This window comes from Labrys monachus (assembly GCF_030814655.1).
In the GTDB taxonomy this organism is placed as follows: domain Bacteria; phylum Pseudomonadota; class Alphaproteobacteria; order Rhizobiales; family Labraceae; genus Labrys; species Labrys monacha.
Map to the genome: position 1 here is coordinate 6,612,926 of NZ_JAUSVK010000001.1, position 17,485 is coordinate 6,630,410.

Genomic DNA, 17,485 nt, shown 5'->3' on the forward strand with positions numbered 1-17,485 from the left:
CCTCCTATGCTCGATTTATGTCCCGCGTTCAATCTGCATTCGCTGTGTGCGCCGCCATGGTCGGCCGTTCCATCCGCAGCTGGAAGGTCGCGACGGCATATTTGACATATTCCGAGACGAGCAGGCGGATGCTGGCCCGGTCCGTCCACCAATGGTCGAGCTTCAGGCTCTGCGAGATCACTGGATAGGGGATCAGGGTGGTTTCGGGCAGCACGCGCCGCAGTTCCAGCAGCGAGCGCGGCATGTGGTAGTTCGAGGTCACCACGATGATCGACTTGAACCGCTTGTCGCGGACCCAGCGTTCGGTCTCCAGCGCATTGCCGAGCGTGTTGAGAGCGTTGCGGTCGATGTCGACGCAGCAGTCGAGCATTTCGGCGCCGCCGGCGCTGTGGACGGACAGGGATTCCTCGCTCGTCGCCTTGTTCACGCCGGTGATGAGCAGGCGCCTGGCACGGCCCTCGGTGAGGAGGTCGAGCGCTTCGGTGATGCGTTCCGCGCCGCCGGTGAGGGCGATGATGCCGTCGGCGCGCACGGTGGCGGCGGGGACCTCGGCCTGCAGCGTCCCGACGAAATAGACGAAATCCGTGACCACCGCCGCGGTGAGGAAGAGCAGGATCGCGCCGGCGATCTCCGTGGCCCAGCGCAGCCAGCTCCGCGGGTGGGGCCCGTCCGCCCGCACCGGGGCTTCCGGATCATCCTCGTCCGGGGCCGCAAGGGAGTCTGGTCTGGCCAAGCGCACGGAAGATGCCCGCCTCGGTTCGTCGCGCAGGAAAGATTTGCGCACAGCTTGGGCGAAAATGGGGTCGGCTGCGCGCGTGTAGAACGGAACGGGCGTGGAGCCCTGCCAGACGCTCATGGAAGTCCCCTCATAGCTGTCCTCGAAGAACGCGATGCACCGTCATGCGCGAGGTCGCCGCGGTGATGACGGCGATCAGCACGACCACCGCGGCGGTCGCGACATAGCCCTGCCAGCCCATGTCGAAGGAGCCGAAGAGCGCCTGGATCTGGTCGCCCCCGGCGGTGGCGACGAAGCGCGTCGCCAGGAGGTGGGCGCCGATGAAGGTCAGCACTGCCGCCAGGCCCCCGAGGCCGCCGCCCTTCAGCCCCAGCCAGAGGAAATGGCGCTGGAACTCGTTGGCGATGAAGCTGTCATGGGCGCCGATGAAATGCAGCACCTCGACCACGTCGCGGTTGCCCGCCATGGCGCCGCGGGTGGCGAACACCACGGACAGGGCGGTCGCCACGATCATCAGCACGAGGATGGCGAGGCCGGCGAGGACCATGGCGTGGGCCATCGCGGTGAGGCGGGCGATCCAGAAGCGATGGTCGTCGAGGCTCGCGCCAGGCACCTGGTCGGCCAGGGCCTTGCGCAGGACCTGGAAGTCGGGCTGGGCGCCCGCGGCGATCTTGACGACGATCAGCCGGGGAACCGGCAGGTCGCTCATGTCGAGGCCCTCGCCGAGCCAGGGCACCAGCAGGCGCTCCGTCTCCTCGCGGCTATAGGGCTGGACGTCGCTCACGCCGTCGGCCGACCGCGCGACCGCCACCGCCCTGGCGACCGCGGCCTCGATGTCATGCCCCTCGACCGGCCGGACCTGGATCGTCACCTCGCGTGCGACCTGCGAGCCCCAGTCGGACGCCGCGGCGGCGATGAGCAGCACGCTGCCGGCGGTGAGCGCGGCGAGGAAGGTCATGATCGCGACGACCGCCATCAGCGACCGTCCGGCGATCGAGCCGCTCGGCACGATCGGCGCCGTCGGGCGGATCAGCGTCTCGGCGCGGCGGTTGGCTGCCTGCAGGCTCTCGCTCATGACCATGCCGCGGGCTCCTGCACGGTGAGGTAGCCGTCTTCGAGCCTGAGGCGGCGGGCCGGAAACAGCTCCATCAGGCTCTCGTCATGGGTGGCGATGACGACCGAGGTGCCCGAACGGTTGAGTTCGATGAACAGGCGCAGGAGCCGGCGCGCCAGCGCCGGATCGACATTGCCGGTCGGCTCGTCCGCCAGCAGGAGCTCGGGGCGGACGATGAGGGCGCGGGCGATCGCCGCGCGCTGCTTCTCGCCGCCGGAGAGCACCGGCGGCAGCACATGCATGCGCTCGCCGAGGCCCACCCAATGCAGCAGCTCCACCACCTCGGCGCGGTAGCGCGCCTCGTCCTGGCCCTGCACGCGCAGCGGCAGGGCGATGTTCTCGTAGGTGGTGAGATGATCGAGCAGGCGGAAATCCTGGAACACGATGCCGATGCGCCGGCGCGTGTCGGCCAGATCCCGCTTGGACAGCATCATCACGTCCTGCTCGAACATGTGGATCAGGCCGCGCGTCGGCTTCAGCGTCAGGAAGAGGAGGCGCAGCAGCGTGGTCTTGCCGGAGCCCGAGGGGCCGGTGAGGAACTGGAACGAGTTCGAGGGCACGTCGAAGGAGACGTCACGCAGCACTTCAGGGCCCATCCCATAGCGCAAGCCCACATTCTCGAACCGGATCAACTCTGATGCCCTCGCATTTGCGGGCACTCTGCCCCGAGGGCGTTAACGAGCTATTAACGTTAACGAAACGCCAACGAAAATCGGCAGCCGAGCCCGCCGATGGCGGACCTGCCCGGACGGCGTGGCGGCGGGGAAGCGGGCGGCGGGCCGCCTCGCGCCCATTGTGGCGGGTGGCGTCCTGCGTTTATGCTGGCGCCAGGAAACGAGGGTTCGATGTCCACACGCAAGATCAAGGTACTGTTCGACGCCGAGACGATCGCCAGGCGCAATGCCGAACTGGTGGAGGAGATCAAGGCACGCCAACTCGACAATCTCATCGTCGTCGCCGTGCTGAAGGGCTCCTTCGTGTTCGCCGCCGATCTCCTGCGCGCCATGCATGCGGCCGGCCTGTCGCCGGAGGTCGAATTCGTGCATTTGTCGAGCTATCGCGCCGCGACGACCTCGTCCGGCACGGTGGCGATCCTGCAGGACGTCGAGAGCGACGTGCGCGGACGCAACATCCTGCTCGTCGACGACATCCTGGAATCCGGCCGCACGCTCGCCTTCGCCAAGGACCTGCTGGCCGCGCGCGGCGCCAAGCAGGTGCTGACCTGCGTCCTCCTGGAAAAGCCCGGCAAGCGCGCCGTCAACATCCATGCCGATTTCATCGGCTTCGATTGCCCCGACGTCTTCGTCGTCGGCTACGGCATGGATGTCGCGCATTCCTACCGCGAACTGCCCTTTGTCGGCGTCGTCGAGAAATAGCGCCTTGATCCCGCACGGTGCGGGGTGCGATGAGGCAGGCGAGGGCGCATCATCGCTGCGATGGGCCGGGAGGATCGATGGCCGGCATGCTGAGCGCTGAGAATTTCCGCTTCCTGTTCCGCAACGACAAGGGAAGCATCGACCGTTCCACCTGGTGGGGCGCCATGGCGATGCTCGCCATCGCCTGGATCCTGGTGGCGCTCGTCGCCACCGGCGTGACCCTTCTCGGCGAAAGCCTGGCAGCGGACGAAAAAGCCAGCATGCTCGGGCTGCTGACGCAGGGCGTCTACCTCTCGGCGCTCTTCAACATCCTGATCATCCTCGTCTATGTCTGCTATTATTTCGTCAGTGCCAAGCGGTACAATGATCTGGGAAAATCGCCCAAGCTCGGGCTCGTGCTGCCGGCAGCGATCTATATCGTCACCTTTTCGCCGATCCTGACCGACCAGGTCCTGCCGGTCTATGGCCGCTGGGTCATGTTCGCGGCGTTCCTCGCCGTCGCCGCCTGGCAGGTGCGGGACCTGGGCTTCCGCAAGGGGCAGCTCTGAAGCCGGTTCGGATCGGCGTCAAAAGAATCGGATCGGCGTAAAAGAACCGGCGCCTCCCTGGGAAGCGCCGGCTGTGTTGCTTACGAGCCCATGCCGTGTCTTCCGGACCTGCAGGGCGGCATCCCGCCGCGCCCATCGGCAGAACGCGACGCTGGTCACCCCTTCCGCCCGATGCCGACGGAAGGGCGAGGGGCGGCGCGACCGATGCGCCCGCCCGGAGCGCCATCGTCAGAACAGGCCCTCGATCTGGCCGTTGGCGTCGAGGCGGATGATCTCGGCGGAAGGCACGCGGGGCAGGCCGGGCATGGTCATGATCTCGCCGCAGATGACGACGAGGAAGCCGGCGCCGGCCGACAGGCGCACCTCGCGGACCGGGACGACATGGTCGACGGGCGCGCCGCGCAGGTTCGGGTCGGTCGAGAAGGAATATTGCGTCTTCGCCACGCAGATCGGCAGGTGGCCATAGCCCGCCGCCTCGATGTCGCGGAACTGGTCGCGCACCTTCTGGTCGGCGACGATGTCGGAGGCGCGGTAGATCTCCTTGGCGATGGTGCGCATCTTCTCCCAGAGCGGCATATCATCGGGGTAGAGGTGACGGAAGCCGCGGCCGTCGAGCGGATGGGGCTCCTCGGCGAGCTCGACCACCCGGCGGGCGAGCTCCTCGGTGCCCTTGGAGCCCTCGGCCCAATGGCTGCAGACCACGGCGTCGACGCCGAAATGCTCGCGGCAATGCGTCGCGACCAGCGCGTGCTCGGCCGCCGTATCGGCGCTGAAATGGTTGATGGCGACGATGGCGGGGACGCCGAACTTGCGCACGTTCTCGACATGGCGGCCGAGATTGGCGAGGCCCTTCTCCAGCGCCGCCAGGTTTTCCTTGCCGAGCTGGTCCTTCGGCACGCCGCCATGCATCTTCAGGGCGCGGACCGTGGCGACGATGACGGCGGCGGCCGGGGTCAGGCCGGCCTTGCGGCACTTGATGTCGAAGAACTTCTCGGCGCCGAGATCGGCGCCGAAGCCGGCTTCGGTCACCACATAGTCGGCCAGCTTCAGGCCGGCGCGGGTCGCGGCCACCGAGTTGCAGCCATGGGCGATGTTGGCGAAGGGGCCGCCATGCACGAAGGCCGGGTTGCCTTCCAGCGTCTGCACCAGATTGGGCTTCATCGCATCCTTGAGCAGCACCGTCATGGCGCTCGAGGCCTTGATGTCGGCGGCGGTGATCGCCTTCTTGTCGCGGGTGTAGCCGATGATCATCTTGCCGAGGCGGGCCTCGAGGTCGACGAGATCCTTGGCGAGGCAGAACACCGCCATCACCTCGGAGGCGACGGTGATGTCGAAGCCGTCCTCGCGCGGGAAGCCGTTGGAGACGCCGCCGAGCGAGGAATTGATCTGGCGCAGCGAACGGTCGTTCATGTCGAGCACGCGCCGCCAGGCGACGCGGCGGGTGTCGATGCCGAGCGAGTTGCCCCAGTAGATGTGGTTGTCGATCATGGCCGACAGCAGATTATGGGCCGAGGTGATGGCGTGGAAGTCACCGGTGAAGTGCAGGTTGATCTGCTCCATCGGTACGATCTGGGCATAGCCGCCGCCGGCCGCGCCGCCCTTGACGCCGAAGCAGGGGCCGAGCGAAGGCTCGCGCAGGCAGATCATCGCCTTCTTGCCGATGCGGTTGAGACCGTCGCCGAGGCCGACCGTCGTGGTCGTCTTGCCCTCGCCCGCCGGGGTCGGATTGATGGCGGTGACGAGGATCAGCTTGCCGTCCGGGCGGCTCTCGAGGTCGGGCAGCTTGGCCAGATCGATCTTGGCGATGTGCTTGCCATAGGGCTCGTAGGCCTCGTCGGAAATACCGGCCTTCTCGGCAATCGCTTCGATGCGCTGCATCTTCGCTTGACGCGCGATTTCAATGTCGCTCAGTGGCTTCTTCGGATCTTGGGCCATGCTTTTTTCCCGGCTGGCGTTGACCTGGCGAGTTGAGACATATTCTCACCGAAATGAAAATATTTTTCTTCTCAGTGGATCTGGAGGGCGTTGAAATTGTCCCGAACCGGACGTGAGAACTATTCTGAATACGACTCGCCGTCGCATGGAAGATAGGTAGCCGATCGGCCATCCGACCGCTTGTCCGAAACCGTCACAGGATGTGTCGCCTCCGCGACGGCGGCGACCGTCTTACGGCCGCGCCTGGGAAACGGCGGCCCCGGACGCGAGCGTTGCGAATTTCGGAGGGCAGGCCGGCATTCATTTGTGTTGCCGCCTCTATGCCCGGGCGGCAGAAGCGTGTATGAGGCCCCCGCCTTTCCGCACCGCACCGGGGGTTCGATCTGCGGTATGACGGTCCATCGGAAAGTCCGGCACCGGCTTGCAGCGGCGGGCCGGGAGAAAATAGGTTGAGATAGACAACAGAGATGTGCTCCGATCGACGGCGATCGCGGCGCGCTCGACCGGTTCCGAACGGAGTTTGCCCGCATGGGCCTTGCAACCGCCCTCGACACCAGCGAGGATGCCAACAGCCACAAGCACGGCCATGGATTCTGGGCGATGACGCTCGGATCGATCGGCGTGGTCTATGGCGATATCGGCACCAGCCCGCTCTATGCCTTCCGCGAGGCCCTGCATGCGGCGACGGACGGCGGCCGGAACATGAGCCGGGAAGCCGTTCTCGGCGTCGTCTCGCTGATCCTGTGGGCGCTCATCATCGTGGTGACGCTGAAATATGTGCTGCTGCTTCTGCGTGCCGACAACAAGGGCGAGGGCGGCACGCTGACGCTGATGGCGCTGGCGCAGCGCGCCCTCGGACGCTCCGGCACCATCCTGCTCATCCTCGGTACCATCGGCGCCGCGATGTTCTATGGCGACGCCATCCTCACCCCCGCCGTCTCGGTCCTGTCCGCGATCGAGGGCATGAAGCTGGTCACCCCGGCGCTGGACGAATTCGTCGTGCCGCTCACGGTGGTGATCATCATCGCCCTGTTCGCCGTGCAGAGCCACGGCACGGCCCGGGTCGGCGCGTTCTTCGGGCCGGTCATGGTCGTCTGGTTCGCGGTGATCGGCGTGGCCGGGCTGTGGCACCTGATGGACGAGCCCTCCGTCCTCTCCGCCATCAATCCCTGGCATGCCGTCGCCTTCATGATCAGCCACGGCCATATCGGCTTCGTCGCGCTCGGAGCGGTCTTCCTCGCCGTCACCGGCGCCGAGGCCCTCTATGCCGATCTCGGCCATTTCGGCCGCAAGCCGATCCAGACGGCGTGGATGGCGCTGGTCCTGCCCTCGCTCGCCCTCAATTATCTCGGCCAGGGTGCGCTGATCCTGCACAACCCGACCCCGGAATTCCTCGCCAACCCCTTCTTCCTCTTGGTGCCGCAGCACCCCGTCTTCCTGATCCCGATGGTCGTGCTGGCGACGATCGCCACCATCATCGCCAGCCAGGCCGTGATCACCGGCGCCTATTCGCTGACGCGCCAGGCCATCCAGCTCGGATTGCTGCCGCGCATGAAGGTGGCGCACACCTCCGAGCTGCAGTCGGGCCAGATCTATATCGGTCAGGTCAACGCCATCCTGATGATCGGCGTGCTGCTGCTGGTGCTGGTGTTCGAGAGCTCCTCGCGTCTGGCTTCGGCCTACGGCATCGCCGTGACCACCACCATGGTCGTCACCGCCATGATGGCCTTCCTGGTGATCTGGAAGGTCTGGCGCTGGACCATGGTCGCCGCGGCGCTGGTGATCGCGCCCTTCCTCCTCATCGACCTCGTCTTCCTGGCCGCCAACCTCTTGAAGGTGTTCGAGGGCGGCTGGGTGCCGCTGATGATCGCCATGATCCTCATCGTCATCATGATCACCTGGCGCCAGGGCACGCGCGTCGTGCTGGAGAAGACGCGCCGCACCGAGGTGCCGCTGATGACCATCGTCAAGAGCCTGGAAAAGGGCTCGGTGACGCGCGTCTCCGGCACGGCCGTCTTCCTGACCAGCGATCCCGACTATGCGCCGACGGCCCTGCTCCACAGCCTCAAGCACTACAAGGCGCTGCACGAGAAGGTCGCGATCCTGACGATCGAGACGACGGACGATCCGAAGGTGATCGGCGGCGGCCGCATCACGCTGGAGCAGATTTCGGCCTCCTTCACCAAGATGCGCGTGCAGTTCGGCTATATGGAAAGCCCCAACGTGCCCAAGGCGCTGGCGCTGTGCCGCAAGGCCGGATGGTCCTTCGACATCATGGACACCTCCTTCTTCCTGTCGCGGCGGCATCTGCGCGGCGGCAAGCAGGCGACGATGTGGCGCTGGCAGCGCCGGCTCTACGTCATCCTGGCGCGCAACGCCGACGACGCCAGCGACTATTTCTCCATTCCTTCCAACCGCGTGGTGGAGATCGGCACGCAGGTCCTGATCTGACGGCCTTCGACAGCGCGGTTCGAGGTGCCCCTCAGGTGCGTTGTGCCGTCGGGGCTCTGTGAAAGCCGCGATGCCGGCCTGCAGGAATGATGGATCGGGCGATGCAGCCCCTCACCTCCATCCTCTCCCCGCAAGCGGGGCGAGGGGACTTCGGCGTCGAGAGATTGCGTTGGCGCCTTCGTCTCGCCCAAGCCTTTCATGATGCGACGCTGTCGGATCCTTCTCCCCGCATCGCGGGGAGAAGGTAAGGATGAGGAGCGGCGCGACCTTCGCCAGCTTGTTGTTCACCGAGCATGCAAGTCGCACGAGGAGCAGCGTCGAAGGTGCCGGCGGTACCCGTGAGCAGCTATGCGTTCGATGATACCGGGCGCCGTCTTTGCCGACATCCCACGATTGCCGCGATCGTTAGTTACGCCGCGGTCCAGCCGCCGTCGATCGGCAATATGGCGCCGGTGATGTTGGCGGCGGCATCCGAGCACAGGAACGCGGCGAAGGCGGCGACCTGCTCGATGGTGACGAATTCCTTCGTCGGCTGCGCGGCGAGGAGGACGTCCTGCTTGACCTGCTCCATCGTCATGTTGCGGGCCTTCATCGTGTCGGGGATCTGCGCCTCCACCAGCGGGGTCCAGACATAACCGGGGCAGACGGCGTTGCAGGTGATGTTCTCGCGCGCCACTTCCAGCGCCACCGTCTTGGTGAGGCCGGCGATGCCGTGCTTGGCGGCGACATAGGCCGACTTGAACGGCGAGGCGACGAGGGCATGCGCCGAGGCGGTGTTGATGATGCGGCCCCAGCCCTTCTTCTTCATGCCGGGCAGCGCCGCCTTGATGCCGTAGAAGGCGGCCATCAGGTTGAGGCGGATGATGGCTTCCCATTTGTCGTCGGGGAATTCGTCGATCGGCGCGACATGCTGGATGCCGGCATTGTTGACGAGGATGTCCACCGTGCCGAACGCCGCCTCGGCGTCGGTGACGAGGCGGGTGACTTCCTCGGCGTGCAGCAGGTTGGCGGGGGAGAACAGCGCCTTCACGCCGAAATCGGCCTCGATGGCGGCACGCGTCTTCTCGATCTCGGCGGCGTCGCCGAGGCCGTTGAGCATGACGTGGGCGCCTTCGCGGGCAAAGGCCCGGGCGATGCCGAGGCCGATTCCTGACGTCGAGCCGGTGATGACGGCTGCCTTGTCCTTGAGCATGTCGATCCTCTCAGAGCGTGATCCCGGAAATCGGCTTCCGGCCAAAGATCATGCGGATGCATCCGGCCCGCGGCGCGGCCCGTGCCGGATATTGCGCCGCATCATGAAACGCCGAACGTGGCGGCGGTGTGACAGCCACAATTCAAGCACAAAGCTCTTGCTGTTTTGACTGATTGCATGTTCAATCAAAATAACGTGCAATAACAACAGCGCCATGAGACCGGATGCCGGCCATGGCGGGAGCGGGAGCCGAGCCACCGCCGCGGCGTCGTCCAGCGCCGTCGGAAGCGGGCGATAACGGTCTTCCGCAGCGAATTGGCGTGAGGTATCAACCTTGCGGCAGAGGGGCTGGTCCCGTGCGGGACGAGAGGGGTTTGAACGTCATCGGTTCCAACGCCGCTCCGGTGGGGCGGCATCGTGTTTCGTCGTTTCCGGGAGGTTATCAAATGATGGGTTTTGGCAGGATATTCGCGGCGGGGGCCCTGGTGTTTGCGGCGGCGACGGGCGCCGCCTTCGCCGGCGATCCCGACAGCTGCAAGACGGTCAAGTTCTCCGACGTGGGCTGGACCGACATCACGTCGACGACGGCGATCACCGCGCGCGTCCTCCAGGGCCTCGGCTACACGCCCAAGACCACCGTGCTGTCGGTGCCGATCACCTATGCTTCGATGAAGCGCAAGGACATCGACGTGTTCCTCGGCAATTGGCAGCCGAGCATGGAAAACGACCGCAAGCCCTATGTCGAGGACAAGTCGGTGGTGGTGGTCGGGGCCAACCTGCCGACCGGCGCCAAATATACCCTCGCCGTGCCGCAATCGACCTATGACAAGGGCCTGCACGACTTTTCCGACATCGTTAAGTTCAAGGATTCGCTCGGCGGCAAGATCTACGGCATCGAGCCGGGCAATGACGGCAACCGCCTGGTGCAGAGCCTGATCGACGGCAACAAGGACGGCCTCAAGGATTTCAAGCTCGTCGAATCCAGCGAGCAGGGCATGCTGGCGCAGGTGCAGCGCGCCACCACCCGCAACGAGGACGTCGTCTTCCTCGGCTGGGCTCCCCACCCGATGAACGTCAACTTCAAGATCCAGTACCTGACGGGCGGCGACGACACCTTCGGGCCTGACTTCGGCAGCGCCGTCGTCTACACCAATGAGCGCGCCGGCTTTGCCGACGAATGCCCGAATGCGGCCAAGCTCATCGCCAATCTGAAGTTCACCGTCGACCTCGAAAACACGGTGATGCAGAAGATCACCGGCGACGGCGAGGAAGGATCCAAGGCGGCGGAGGAATATCTGAAGGCCAATCCCGGCGTGCTCGATCCCTGGCTCCAGGGCGTGACGACCTTCGACGGGCAGCCCGGCCTGCCGGCCGTGAAGAAGAGCCTCGGCCTCTGAGCCGCATGCCGCCGGGGGGCAGGCACCTGTGCCCCCCGCACGGCCCGACGGGGCGCCGTCATCGGCTCTCGGCGCCTCCGGCGTCCGAGGCCGGCCGCCCCGCCGACCACCGCCGACGAGCGGAACGGAGCGCCCCTCGTGCCTGTGGCACGAGCGCGGCCCCGCGTGATCGACCTGCCATTCGCAGTTCTGGGATAGGGGCGCCATGTTCGACTGGGTAACGGACCACAAGATCCCGTTCGGCAACACCATGCGGGTGTTCATCGACCTTCTTCAGGCGCATCTCGGCTCCTTCTTCGATGTCGTGACCGCCGTGGTCGAGTTCATCGTCGACGGCAGCGCCGGCGTGCTGATCTTCTTCCCGCCGATCGTGGTCATCCTCGCCTTCGCGGCCTTCGCCTATCTCCTGCAGCGCTCCTGGAAGCTCAGCCTCTTCGTCTTCCTCGCCTTCCTGTTCATCTGGAACCAGGGCTATTGGGAAGACACCATGAAGACGATCTCGCTGGTGGTGTGGTCGGCCGCCACCAGCATCCTGGTCGGCACGCCGATCGGGGTGATGGCGGCCCATCGGCCGCGGCTCTATGCCTTCCTGCACCCCGTCCTCGACATGATGCAGACGCTGCCGACCCCGGTCTATCTCATCCCGATGATCGCGCTTCTGGGCATCGGCTACGCGCCGGGCCTGATCGCCACTTTGATCTTCGCCCTGCCCGCCCCGATCCGGCTGACCCATCTGGGCATCAGCTCGACGCCGGTGGCGCTCAAGGAGGCGGGCGAGGCGTTCGGCGCCACCGCACACCAGCTGCTCTGGAAGGTCGAGCTGCCGCATGCCCTTCCCACCATCATGGCGGGCGTGACCCAGTGCATCATGCTCAGCCTGTCCATGGTCGTCATCGCCGGCATGGTGGGCGCGGAAGGCCTCGGCGCCGATGTCATCAAGGCGCTCGGCACGGTCAACATCGCACGCGGCTTCGAGGCCGGCGCGGCCATCGTGCTGCTGGCCATCGTGCTCGACCGCATGTGCCGGGTGAAAGGAGCGCACGCATGAACGTCGCCGTCGATTTCAGGAATGTCGACATCATCTTCGGCGCCCGGACGCGCGAAGCCCTCAAGATGCTCGATGCCGGCGCCAGCCGGGCGGAGATCCTGGCGAAGACCGGGGCGGTGCTCGGCTGCGCCGACGCCAGCCTGACCGTGCGCGAAGGCGAGATCAGCGTGCTGATGGGCCTGTCGGGTTCCGGCAAGTCGACGATGATGCGGGCCGTCAACGGCCTCAACAAGGTCACGCGCGGTTCCGTGCTGGTCAAGTCCGGCGACCGGATGGTGGATGTCGTCACCTGCGACGCCGCGACGCTTCGCCACGTCCGCCAGGGCAGCGTCGCCATGGTGTTCCAGCAATTCGGGCTCCTGCCCTGGCGCACGGTGGCGGAGAATGTCGGCTTCGGCCTCGAACTCGCCGGCGTCCCCGAAGCCGAGCGCACCAGGCGGGTCGCCCAGCAGCTCAAGCTCGTCGGCCTGGACCAGTGGGCGAACAAATATGCCAACGAGCTCTCGGGCGGCATGCAGCAGCGCGTCGGCCTCGCCCGCGCCTTCGCGACGGAAGCGCCGATCCTCCTGATGGACGAGCCGTTCTCCGCCCTCGATCCGCTGATCCGCACCAAGCTGCAGGACGAGCTCCTGCAGCTCCAGAAGGAGCTGAAGAAGACCATCATCTTCGTCAGCCACGACCTGGAGGAAGCCCTCAAGATCGGCAATACCATCACCATCCTGGAGAGCGGGCGCATCGTGCAGTCCGGCCGGCCGGAGGACATCGTCCTGCGTCCGGCTGACGATTACGTGCGCGAATTCATCGCCAATGTGAACCCGCTGAGCGTGCTCACCGCCTGGCACGTGATGTGCGATGCCCGCGACCTCGACAAGACGGAGGATGGCTGGGTCTGGCTCGACAAGCGCCGGACGACCCGCTTCAAGCTCGACGCCGACAGGCAGGTCATCGCCGCCGAGCGGGACGGCGTGCCGGGCGCCTGGGTCCATTGCGCCGAGGCGGAAGCGCCGCCGCGCCCCGGCGAGCGGCCCTGCTACTGGGCCAGCCCGGGCACGTCGCTGAAGACGGTGATGCTCGCCATGCACAATGCCGACACCGCGCCGGTGGCGCTGTTCGACGAGGAGAACCGCTTCGTCGGATCGATCGGGGTGAAGGACGTGCTCCAGGCGGTGCTGCGCCGGCAGGAGCCGGCCTGACCCGGGCGGGAGGGGATATGCTCTAGAGCAAAGCGCGTTCAGGCAGAGGCGGCGTTCTGCTCTAGCTCTTTGTTTTTCGACGCGTCTTTGCGTTTTGCCGATTCCGTCAAAACACAAAACGCTCTAGCGCTCGATCCTCAGCCGGCTCGCCCGTTTGCGCGACAGCATAAGGCTCGCGACCAGGCTGACGAAGGCGATCGCCGCGAGGAGGAAGAAGGTCGGGGTGGCGGCGCGGCCGATATAATAGAATTCGGCTCCGTAGGCGACGAGCACGCAGAAGGAGAGAACGTGATCGGTCGCGGTCGAGATCTCGATGCAGCGCGATTTCAGCGCCTCGACCAGCAGGAAGAACAAGGCGAGCAGGGTCAGCGCTTGGCCGAGCGTGGCCGTGAAGACGACGCCCGAGCCGGTGGCGAAGGAAAAGGCCGGGTCGTTCCACGGGTCGCTGCCGCCGGCGATGACGAAGAAATTATAGACCGCGAACGGAATGAGCGTCAGCGGGAAATTGATCAGGAACATGGATGCCTCTGGCGACAGGTGCGCGCACCACCTTCCATGCCGATTTTGTGGCCTGATCGATAATCTTGCCGAATCCGGGCGGCAAAGCCAGCGAAAAAAGGCCGGGCGGGGCGGCGCGGCGGTAAATGTCGCGTTCATGCTTTTGCGCCATGACGGGATGCCGGCCGCACCGTCTTCGGATGGCGCTGCGGCCGTCTTTGGTGTACCAGCGGGGACGGCTAGGGATTTCCGGGGGCGTCGTCATCAAAACGCCGTCCTTGCGGATGATGTGTGGCCGCCGAAAATCCGGAGAGGGTCTTGATGGGTATGTTCGCGCGCGCCGCCGCCACGGGTTTCGTGGCCTGCCTGGTTCTTGGACTTGCCCGGGAAACCGCCGCCGCCAATCCCACCATCGTCGTCGATGCCGCCAGCGGCAAGGTGCTGGAGGCGCATGACGCCACCCGGCCCTGGTATCCGGCTTCCCTTTCCAAGCTGATGACGCTCTATACCGTCTTCAAGGCCTTGAAGGACGGGCGCGTCGACGGCGGCATGCCGATCGCGATCTCGCCCCGCGCCGCCAGGCAGGCGCCGTCCCGGATGGGCTATCCCGTCGGGACGATGATCACCATCGACGACGCCCTGAAGATGCTCGTGGTGCATTCGGCCAACGACATCGCCGTGGCGCTGGCGGAAGGCGTGTCCGGCTCGGTCGACAATTTCGCCGCCGAGATGAACGCCAACGCCAAGGCGCTCGGCATGGCCCAGAGCTATTGGGTCAACCCCAACGGCCTGCCCGACCCGCGCCAGGTGACCTCGGCGCGCGACATGGCCCTGGTGGCCGACGCGATCATCACGCAGTTCCCGCAATACGACCAGCTCTTCCGGATCCAGACGATCCGCAGCGGCGACAGCGTCCTGCGCACCCACAACGCGCTGGTCTATCGCTATCCGGGCACGGACGGCATGAAGACGGGCTTCACCTGCGCCGCCGGCTTCAACGTGGTGGCGACCGCGACGCGCAACGGCCGCAAGCTGATCACCGTGGTGATGGGCGCGCCGACGCCGAAGGAGCGCACCAACCAGGCGGTGGCGCTGTTCGAGAGCAATTACGACAACCAGGGCGGCGGCCTGTTCACCAGCGCGCCGCTCGCCGCGCAATTGCCGGCGTCGGCCTATGCCGCCGCGCCCGACATGCGCGACATCGCCTGCAACCGCAAGAGGGGCGGCGATGCCGCGGCCGAGAGCGAGGATACGGCCGAGGTGCTGCCCGGCAAGGCGCAGGAGGCTTCGGCGGCGAGCCCGCTGCTGACGAGCTGGACCGTCGCCCCGCCCGTCGAGGTCGGCCCCTATGTCGGTCCGCGCCGGCCGCTGTTCAAGCTGCCGAACACGCCGATCCTCGCCGACCTGCCCGCCCGCTCCACGACGAAGCAGGCGCGGGCGAAGGCCGGCGCCGAGACGGCGGCCGGCTATGCCGAGACGTCGAAGGGCATGGCGATGCCGTCGCAGCTCACCGATCCCAAACTCAACAAGGGCCGCAAGAACCTGAAGAAGCTGGCGACGGAAAAGACCGCCGGGAAGAAGGTGAAGCCTGCGGCCCATGCCAAGCCGCCGGCCAAGCCGAGCCGGCACAAGAAGCATCATCCCGACAGCTGATGCGGGCCGGCGGGCGATAACGGACCCTGCGATCGAGGGCTGCGCGGTGCCACTTGCGGGGAGGCGGCGGCGTGATGCGCGTCCCGCTCGCCATCGCCGGCGATTTGCACTATCAGACCTGTTCCCTCCGTCCGAGCCTGCCGCCGAGCGGCCGACACGCTCCCGTTTCAGGTCGCCATGGACTTCAGGTCGCCATGAACTTCAAGTCGCCATGAACGGCAACGCCATTCTTCCCGGTCTCGGCCTCGGCCTGCTGGCTGCGGTCTCCTACGGATCGAACGTGCCTTTCGCCAAATTGTCGGCCGAAGCCGGCGTGTCCGGGCCCAATGTGGTGTTCTACCGCTCCCTCCTGATGGTGGCGCTGCTCGGCCTGTTCGCCCTCTCGCGCCGTGCGCCGCTGGCGGTGCCGCAAGGGGTGCGTCTGCCGGTGCTGGGGCTCGGCGTCGCCACCAGCTTCGTGGGGATCTGCTACATCTCCTCGGTCGCCTTCATTCCGGTCGGCGTCGCCACCATCATCTATTACCTCTATCCCCTGGTCATCCTCGTCGTCAGCCCGTGGGTGGACAGCGAGCGCCTGACGCCGGCGCGGCTGATGATCTTCGCCCTGGCCTTTCTCGGCCTCGTCGTCGCCATCGGCCCGGCCTTCACCTCGCTCGACCCGCGCGGGCTCGTGCTGGCGATGCTGGGTTCGGCCGCCGCCGCGGCGCAATTCTTCTTCGCCGCGCGGGCGACCCGGGCCATCGGGCCGGTCGCAGCCGGCTTCTGGGCGCAGGCGATCCAGATGCCGGCCGCGCTCGGCATCTGCCTCCTGGCCGGCGGTCCGGTTGCGCCCGCCGCTCTCGCCGGGGCGGCCTGGCCCGTGGGCATGACATGCGCGCTCTTCATCCTGGCCTTTGCCCTCCATCTGGCGTCGGCGCGGATGGCGCCGCCCGCCGCGCTCGGGCTGGTGTTCTGCGCCGAGCCGGTGGCCTCGATCCTGCTTGCGGCGCGCCTGCTCGGCGAGACGCTCGCGCCGGCGCAGCTGGCCGGCGGCTGCCTCGTGCTCCTCGCCATCGTCGGCTCGGTCGTGGTCGAGAGCCGCAGGCCGGCGCTCGGCACATGACCGCGCGCATCGCCATTCCGGCCTTCGTGCTCACCGGCTTCCTCGGCGCCGGCAAGACGACCCTGCTCAACCGCCTCCTCAAGGATCCGGCGCTCGCCGACACCGCCGTCGTCATCAACGAGTTCGGCGATGCCGGGCTCGACCATCTCCTGGTGGAGAAATCCGGCGACGGCGTCGTGCTGCTCGCGTCCGGATGCCTGTGCTGCAGCCTGCGCGGCGACCTCGTCGACACGCTGGCCGATCTCGCGGCGCGGCGCGAGACGGGGGCCCTGCCGCCCTTCGGCCGGGTGGTGATCGAGACCACCGGGCTCGCCCATCCCACGCCCGTGCTGCAGACGCTGATGGCGCCGCCCGTGGTGGCGGCGGGCTATGTCCTCGCCGGGGTGATCGCCGTGGCGGATGCGCAGCGCGGGGAGGCGCTCCTCGATGCGCATGCCGAGAGCGTCGCCCAGATCGCCGTCGCCGACCGCATCCTGGTCAGCAAGGCCGACCTCGCCGGGGCCGGCCTCGATCCCTTCCTCGCACGTCTCGGCAGGCTCAATCCGCGGGCGACGATCGACCTGGTGCAGGACGTCCGGCCCGGCGACCTCCTCGCCGCGGCGCCCCTGCCGCTGCCGCCGGCCGACGCGCCCGCGCCGGCCCTGCGCCTCGGCCGTCCGGCCGCGACCGCGGCACGCCCGGTGTTCGGCGCCCATGACGCGGCGATCGCCTCCTTCGTGCTGACCGCCGACAAGGCGATGGCGCCGCACCGGCTGGGCGCCTTCCTCGACGAATTGCGCGAGCGGCACGGCGACGGGCTGCTGCGCTTCAAGGCGCTGGTGAAGCTCGCCGACGACCCGGAGCGGCCGGTGGTCATCCACGGCGTGCAGCATGTCCTGCATCCGCTCGTGCGGCTCGACGCCTGGCCGGACGGCGACCGGCGCAGCCGCCTCGTCTTCATCATGCGCGACGTCGACCGGCGGCGGATCGAAGACCTGTTCGCCGCCTTCTGCGGCGAGCCGCGCCTCGACGCGCCGGACGTCGCCGCCCTCACCGACAATCCGCTGGCGTTCTGACGGGCGCCCGGGAGCGGGTCCGAGGCCGGCCGGAACCCATCACCGCACCATTGGCAGGACGGTGTTTATGGGTTCCGGGTCCGCCTTTCCGGCGCCCCGGAGTGACGGTCGCGATTCGATCTGAACCCATCGCGCTCCAGCACTCCGACCTCACCGGAATGTGGCTGGCCCCGCCGGCGGATCGGCG

General features: G+C 67.0%; 15 protein-coding genes. 9 read left to right on the plus strand and 6 right to left on the minus strand.

Going from position 1 to position 17,485, the window contains the following annotated elements; genetic code table 11:
- Window positions 1-28: 28 nt before the first annotated feature.
- The 3 genes from J3R73_RS30165 to ftsE all read right to left on the minus strand — a co-directional run bounded on the left by J3R73_RS30165 (window position 29) and on the right by ftsE (window position 2,482).
- The gene (locus J3R73_RS30165) at window positions 29-679 is read right to left on the minus strand and encodes a YdcF family protein (protein WP_307436270.1); all 651 of its coding nucleotides are present in this window, start codon (window positions 677-679) and stop codon (window positions 29-31) included.
- Between the two features lie 187 nt (window positions 680-866).
- Window positions 867-1,817, minus strand: a complete 951-nt coding sequence (locus J3R73_RS30170; RefSeq protein ID WP_307436272.1) for a cell division protein FtsX — start codon at window positions 1,815-1,817, stop codon at window positions 867-869.
- Complete coding sequence (gene ftsE, locus J3R73_RS30175) at window positions 1,808-2,482, minus strand: cell division ATP-binding protein FtsE (RefSeq protein WP_307436274.1); 675 nt, start codon at window positions 2,480-2,482, stop codon at window positions 1,808-1,810. Before ftsE ends, J3R73_RS30170 begins: the two co-directional genes overlap by 10 nt.
- Before the next feature lie 213 nt (window positions 2,483-2,695).
- Here ftsE and hpt point away from each other — a divergent pair, with 213 nt between their 5' ends.
- Complete coding sequence (hpt, locus tag J3R73_RS30180) at window positions 2,696-3,226, plus strand: hypoxanthine phosphoribosyltransferase (RefSeq protein ID WP_307436276.1); 531 nt, start codon at window positions 2,696-2,698, stop codon at window positions 3,224-3,226.
- 77 nt (window positions 3,227-3,303) lie between these two features.
- Window positions 3,304-3,774, plus strand: coding sequence for a DUF805 domain-containing protein (locus J3R73_RS30185; protein WP_307436279.1), 471 nt, complete (start codon window positions 3,304-3,306; stop codon window positions 3,772-3,774).
- 228 nt (window positions 3,775-4,002) lie between these two features.
- Here J3R73_RS30185 and J3R73_RS30190 read toward each other — a convergent pair whose 3' ends face one another.
- A complete protein-coding gene (locus tag J3R73_RS30190; RefSeq protein WP_307436282.1) occupies window positions 4,003-5,709 on the minus strand; it encodes a formate--tetrahydrofolate ligase in 1,707 nt (568 codons plus the stop codon).
- A 528-nt stretch (window positions 5,710-6,237) separates the two neighbouring features.
- Here J3R73_RS30190 and J3R73_RS30195 point away from each other — a divergent pair.
- Complete coding sequence (locus tag J3R73_RS30195; RefSeq protein ID WP_307436285.1) at window positions 6,238-8,160, plus strand: potassium transporter Kup; 1,923 nt, start codon at window positions 6,238-6,240, stop codon at window positions 8,158-8,160.
- Window positions 8,161-8,569: 409 nt separating this feature from the next.
- Here J3R73_RS30195 and J3R73_RS30200 read toward each other — a convergent pair whose 3' ends face one another.
- Entirely contained in the window at window positions 8,570-9,352 is a 783-nt protein-coding gene (locus tag J3R73_RS30200) for a 3-hydroxybutyrate dehydrogenase (RefSeq protein WP_307436288.1), read from the minus strand.
- A gap of 446 nt (window positions 9,353-9,798) precedes the next feature.
- On the opposite strand from J3R73_RS30200, the gene J3R73_RS30205 reads away from it, so the two are divergent.
- From J3R73_RS30205 to choV, 3 genes are all read left to right on the plus strand, one after another.
- The gene (locus J3R73_RS30205) at window positions 9,799-10,749 is read left to right on the plus strand and encodes a choline ABC transporter substrate-binding protein (RefSeq protein WP_370880051.1); all 951 of its coding nucleotides are present in this window, start codon (window positions 9,799-9,801) and stop codon (window positions 10,747-10,749) included.
- A 205-nt stretch (window positions 10,750-10,954) separates the two neighbouring features.
- Window positions 10,955-11,797 carry a choline ABC transporter permease subunit gene (choW, locus tag J3R73_RS30210; protein WP_307436292.1) on the plus strand — a complete coding sequence of 281 codons (843 nt, stop codon included), beginning with the start codon at window positions 10,955-10,957 and terminating at the stop codon, window positions 11,795-11,797.
- Window positions 11,794-12,990: a choline ABC transporter ATP-binding protein gene (gene choV / locus J3R73_RS30215; protein WP_307436293.1), complete on the plus strand. Its 1,197-nt coding sequence runs from the start codon at window positions 11,794-11,796 to the stop codon at window positions 12,988-12,990. Before choW ends, choV begins: the two co-directional genes overlap by 4 nt.
- Before the next feature lie 123 nt (window positions 12,991-13,113).
- Here the strand turns inward: choV and J3R73_RS30220 are convergent, their stop codons facing one another.
- The gene (locus J3R73_RS30220) at window positions 13,114-13,509 is read right to left on the minus strand and encodes a hypothetical protein (protein ID WP_307436295.1); all 396 of its coding nucleotides are present in this window, start codon (window positions 13,507-13,509) and stop codon (window positions 13,114-13,116) included.
- Between the two features lie 300 nt (window positions 13,510-13,809).
- Between J3R73_RS30220 and J3R73_RS30225 the strand changes: the two genes are divergently transcribed.
- The 3 genes from J3R73_RS30225 to J3R73_RS30235 all read left to right on the plus strand — a co-directional run bounded on the left by J3R73_RS30225 (window position 13,810) and on the right by J3R73_RS30235 (window position 17,298).
- Window positions 13,810-15,141: a D-alanyl-D-alanine carboxypeptidase family protein gene (locus tag J3R73_RS30225; RefSeq protein WP_307436297.1), complete on the plus strand. Its 1,332-nt coding sequence runs from the start codon at window positions 13,810-13,812 to the stop codon at window positions 15,139-15,141.
- 211 nt (window positions 15,142-15,352) lie between these two features.
- Entirely contained in the window at window positions 15,353-16,243 is an 891-nt protein-coding gene (locus tag J3R73_RS30230) for a DMT family transporter (RefSeq protein ID WP_307436298.1), read from the plus strand.
- Entirely contained in the window at window positions 16,240-17,298 is a 1,059-nt protein-coding gene (locus tag J3R73_RS30235) for a CobW family GTP-binding protein (protein WP_307436301.1), read from the plus strand. Before J3R73_RS30230 ends, J3R73_RS30235 begins: the two co-directional genes overlap by 4 nt.
- Window positions 17,299-17,485 lie beyond the last annotated feature (187 nt).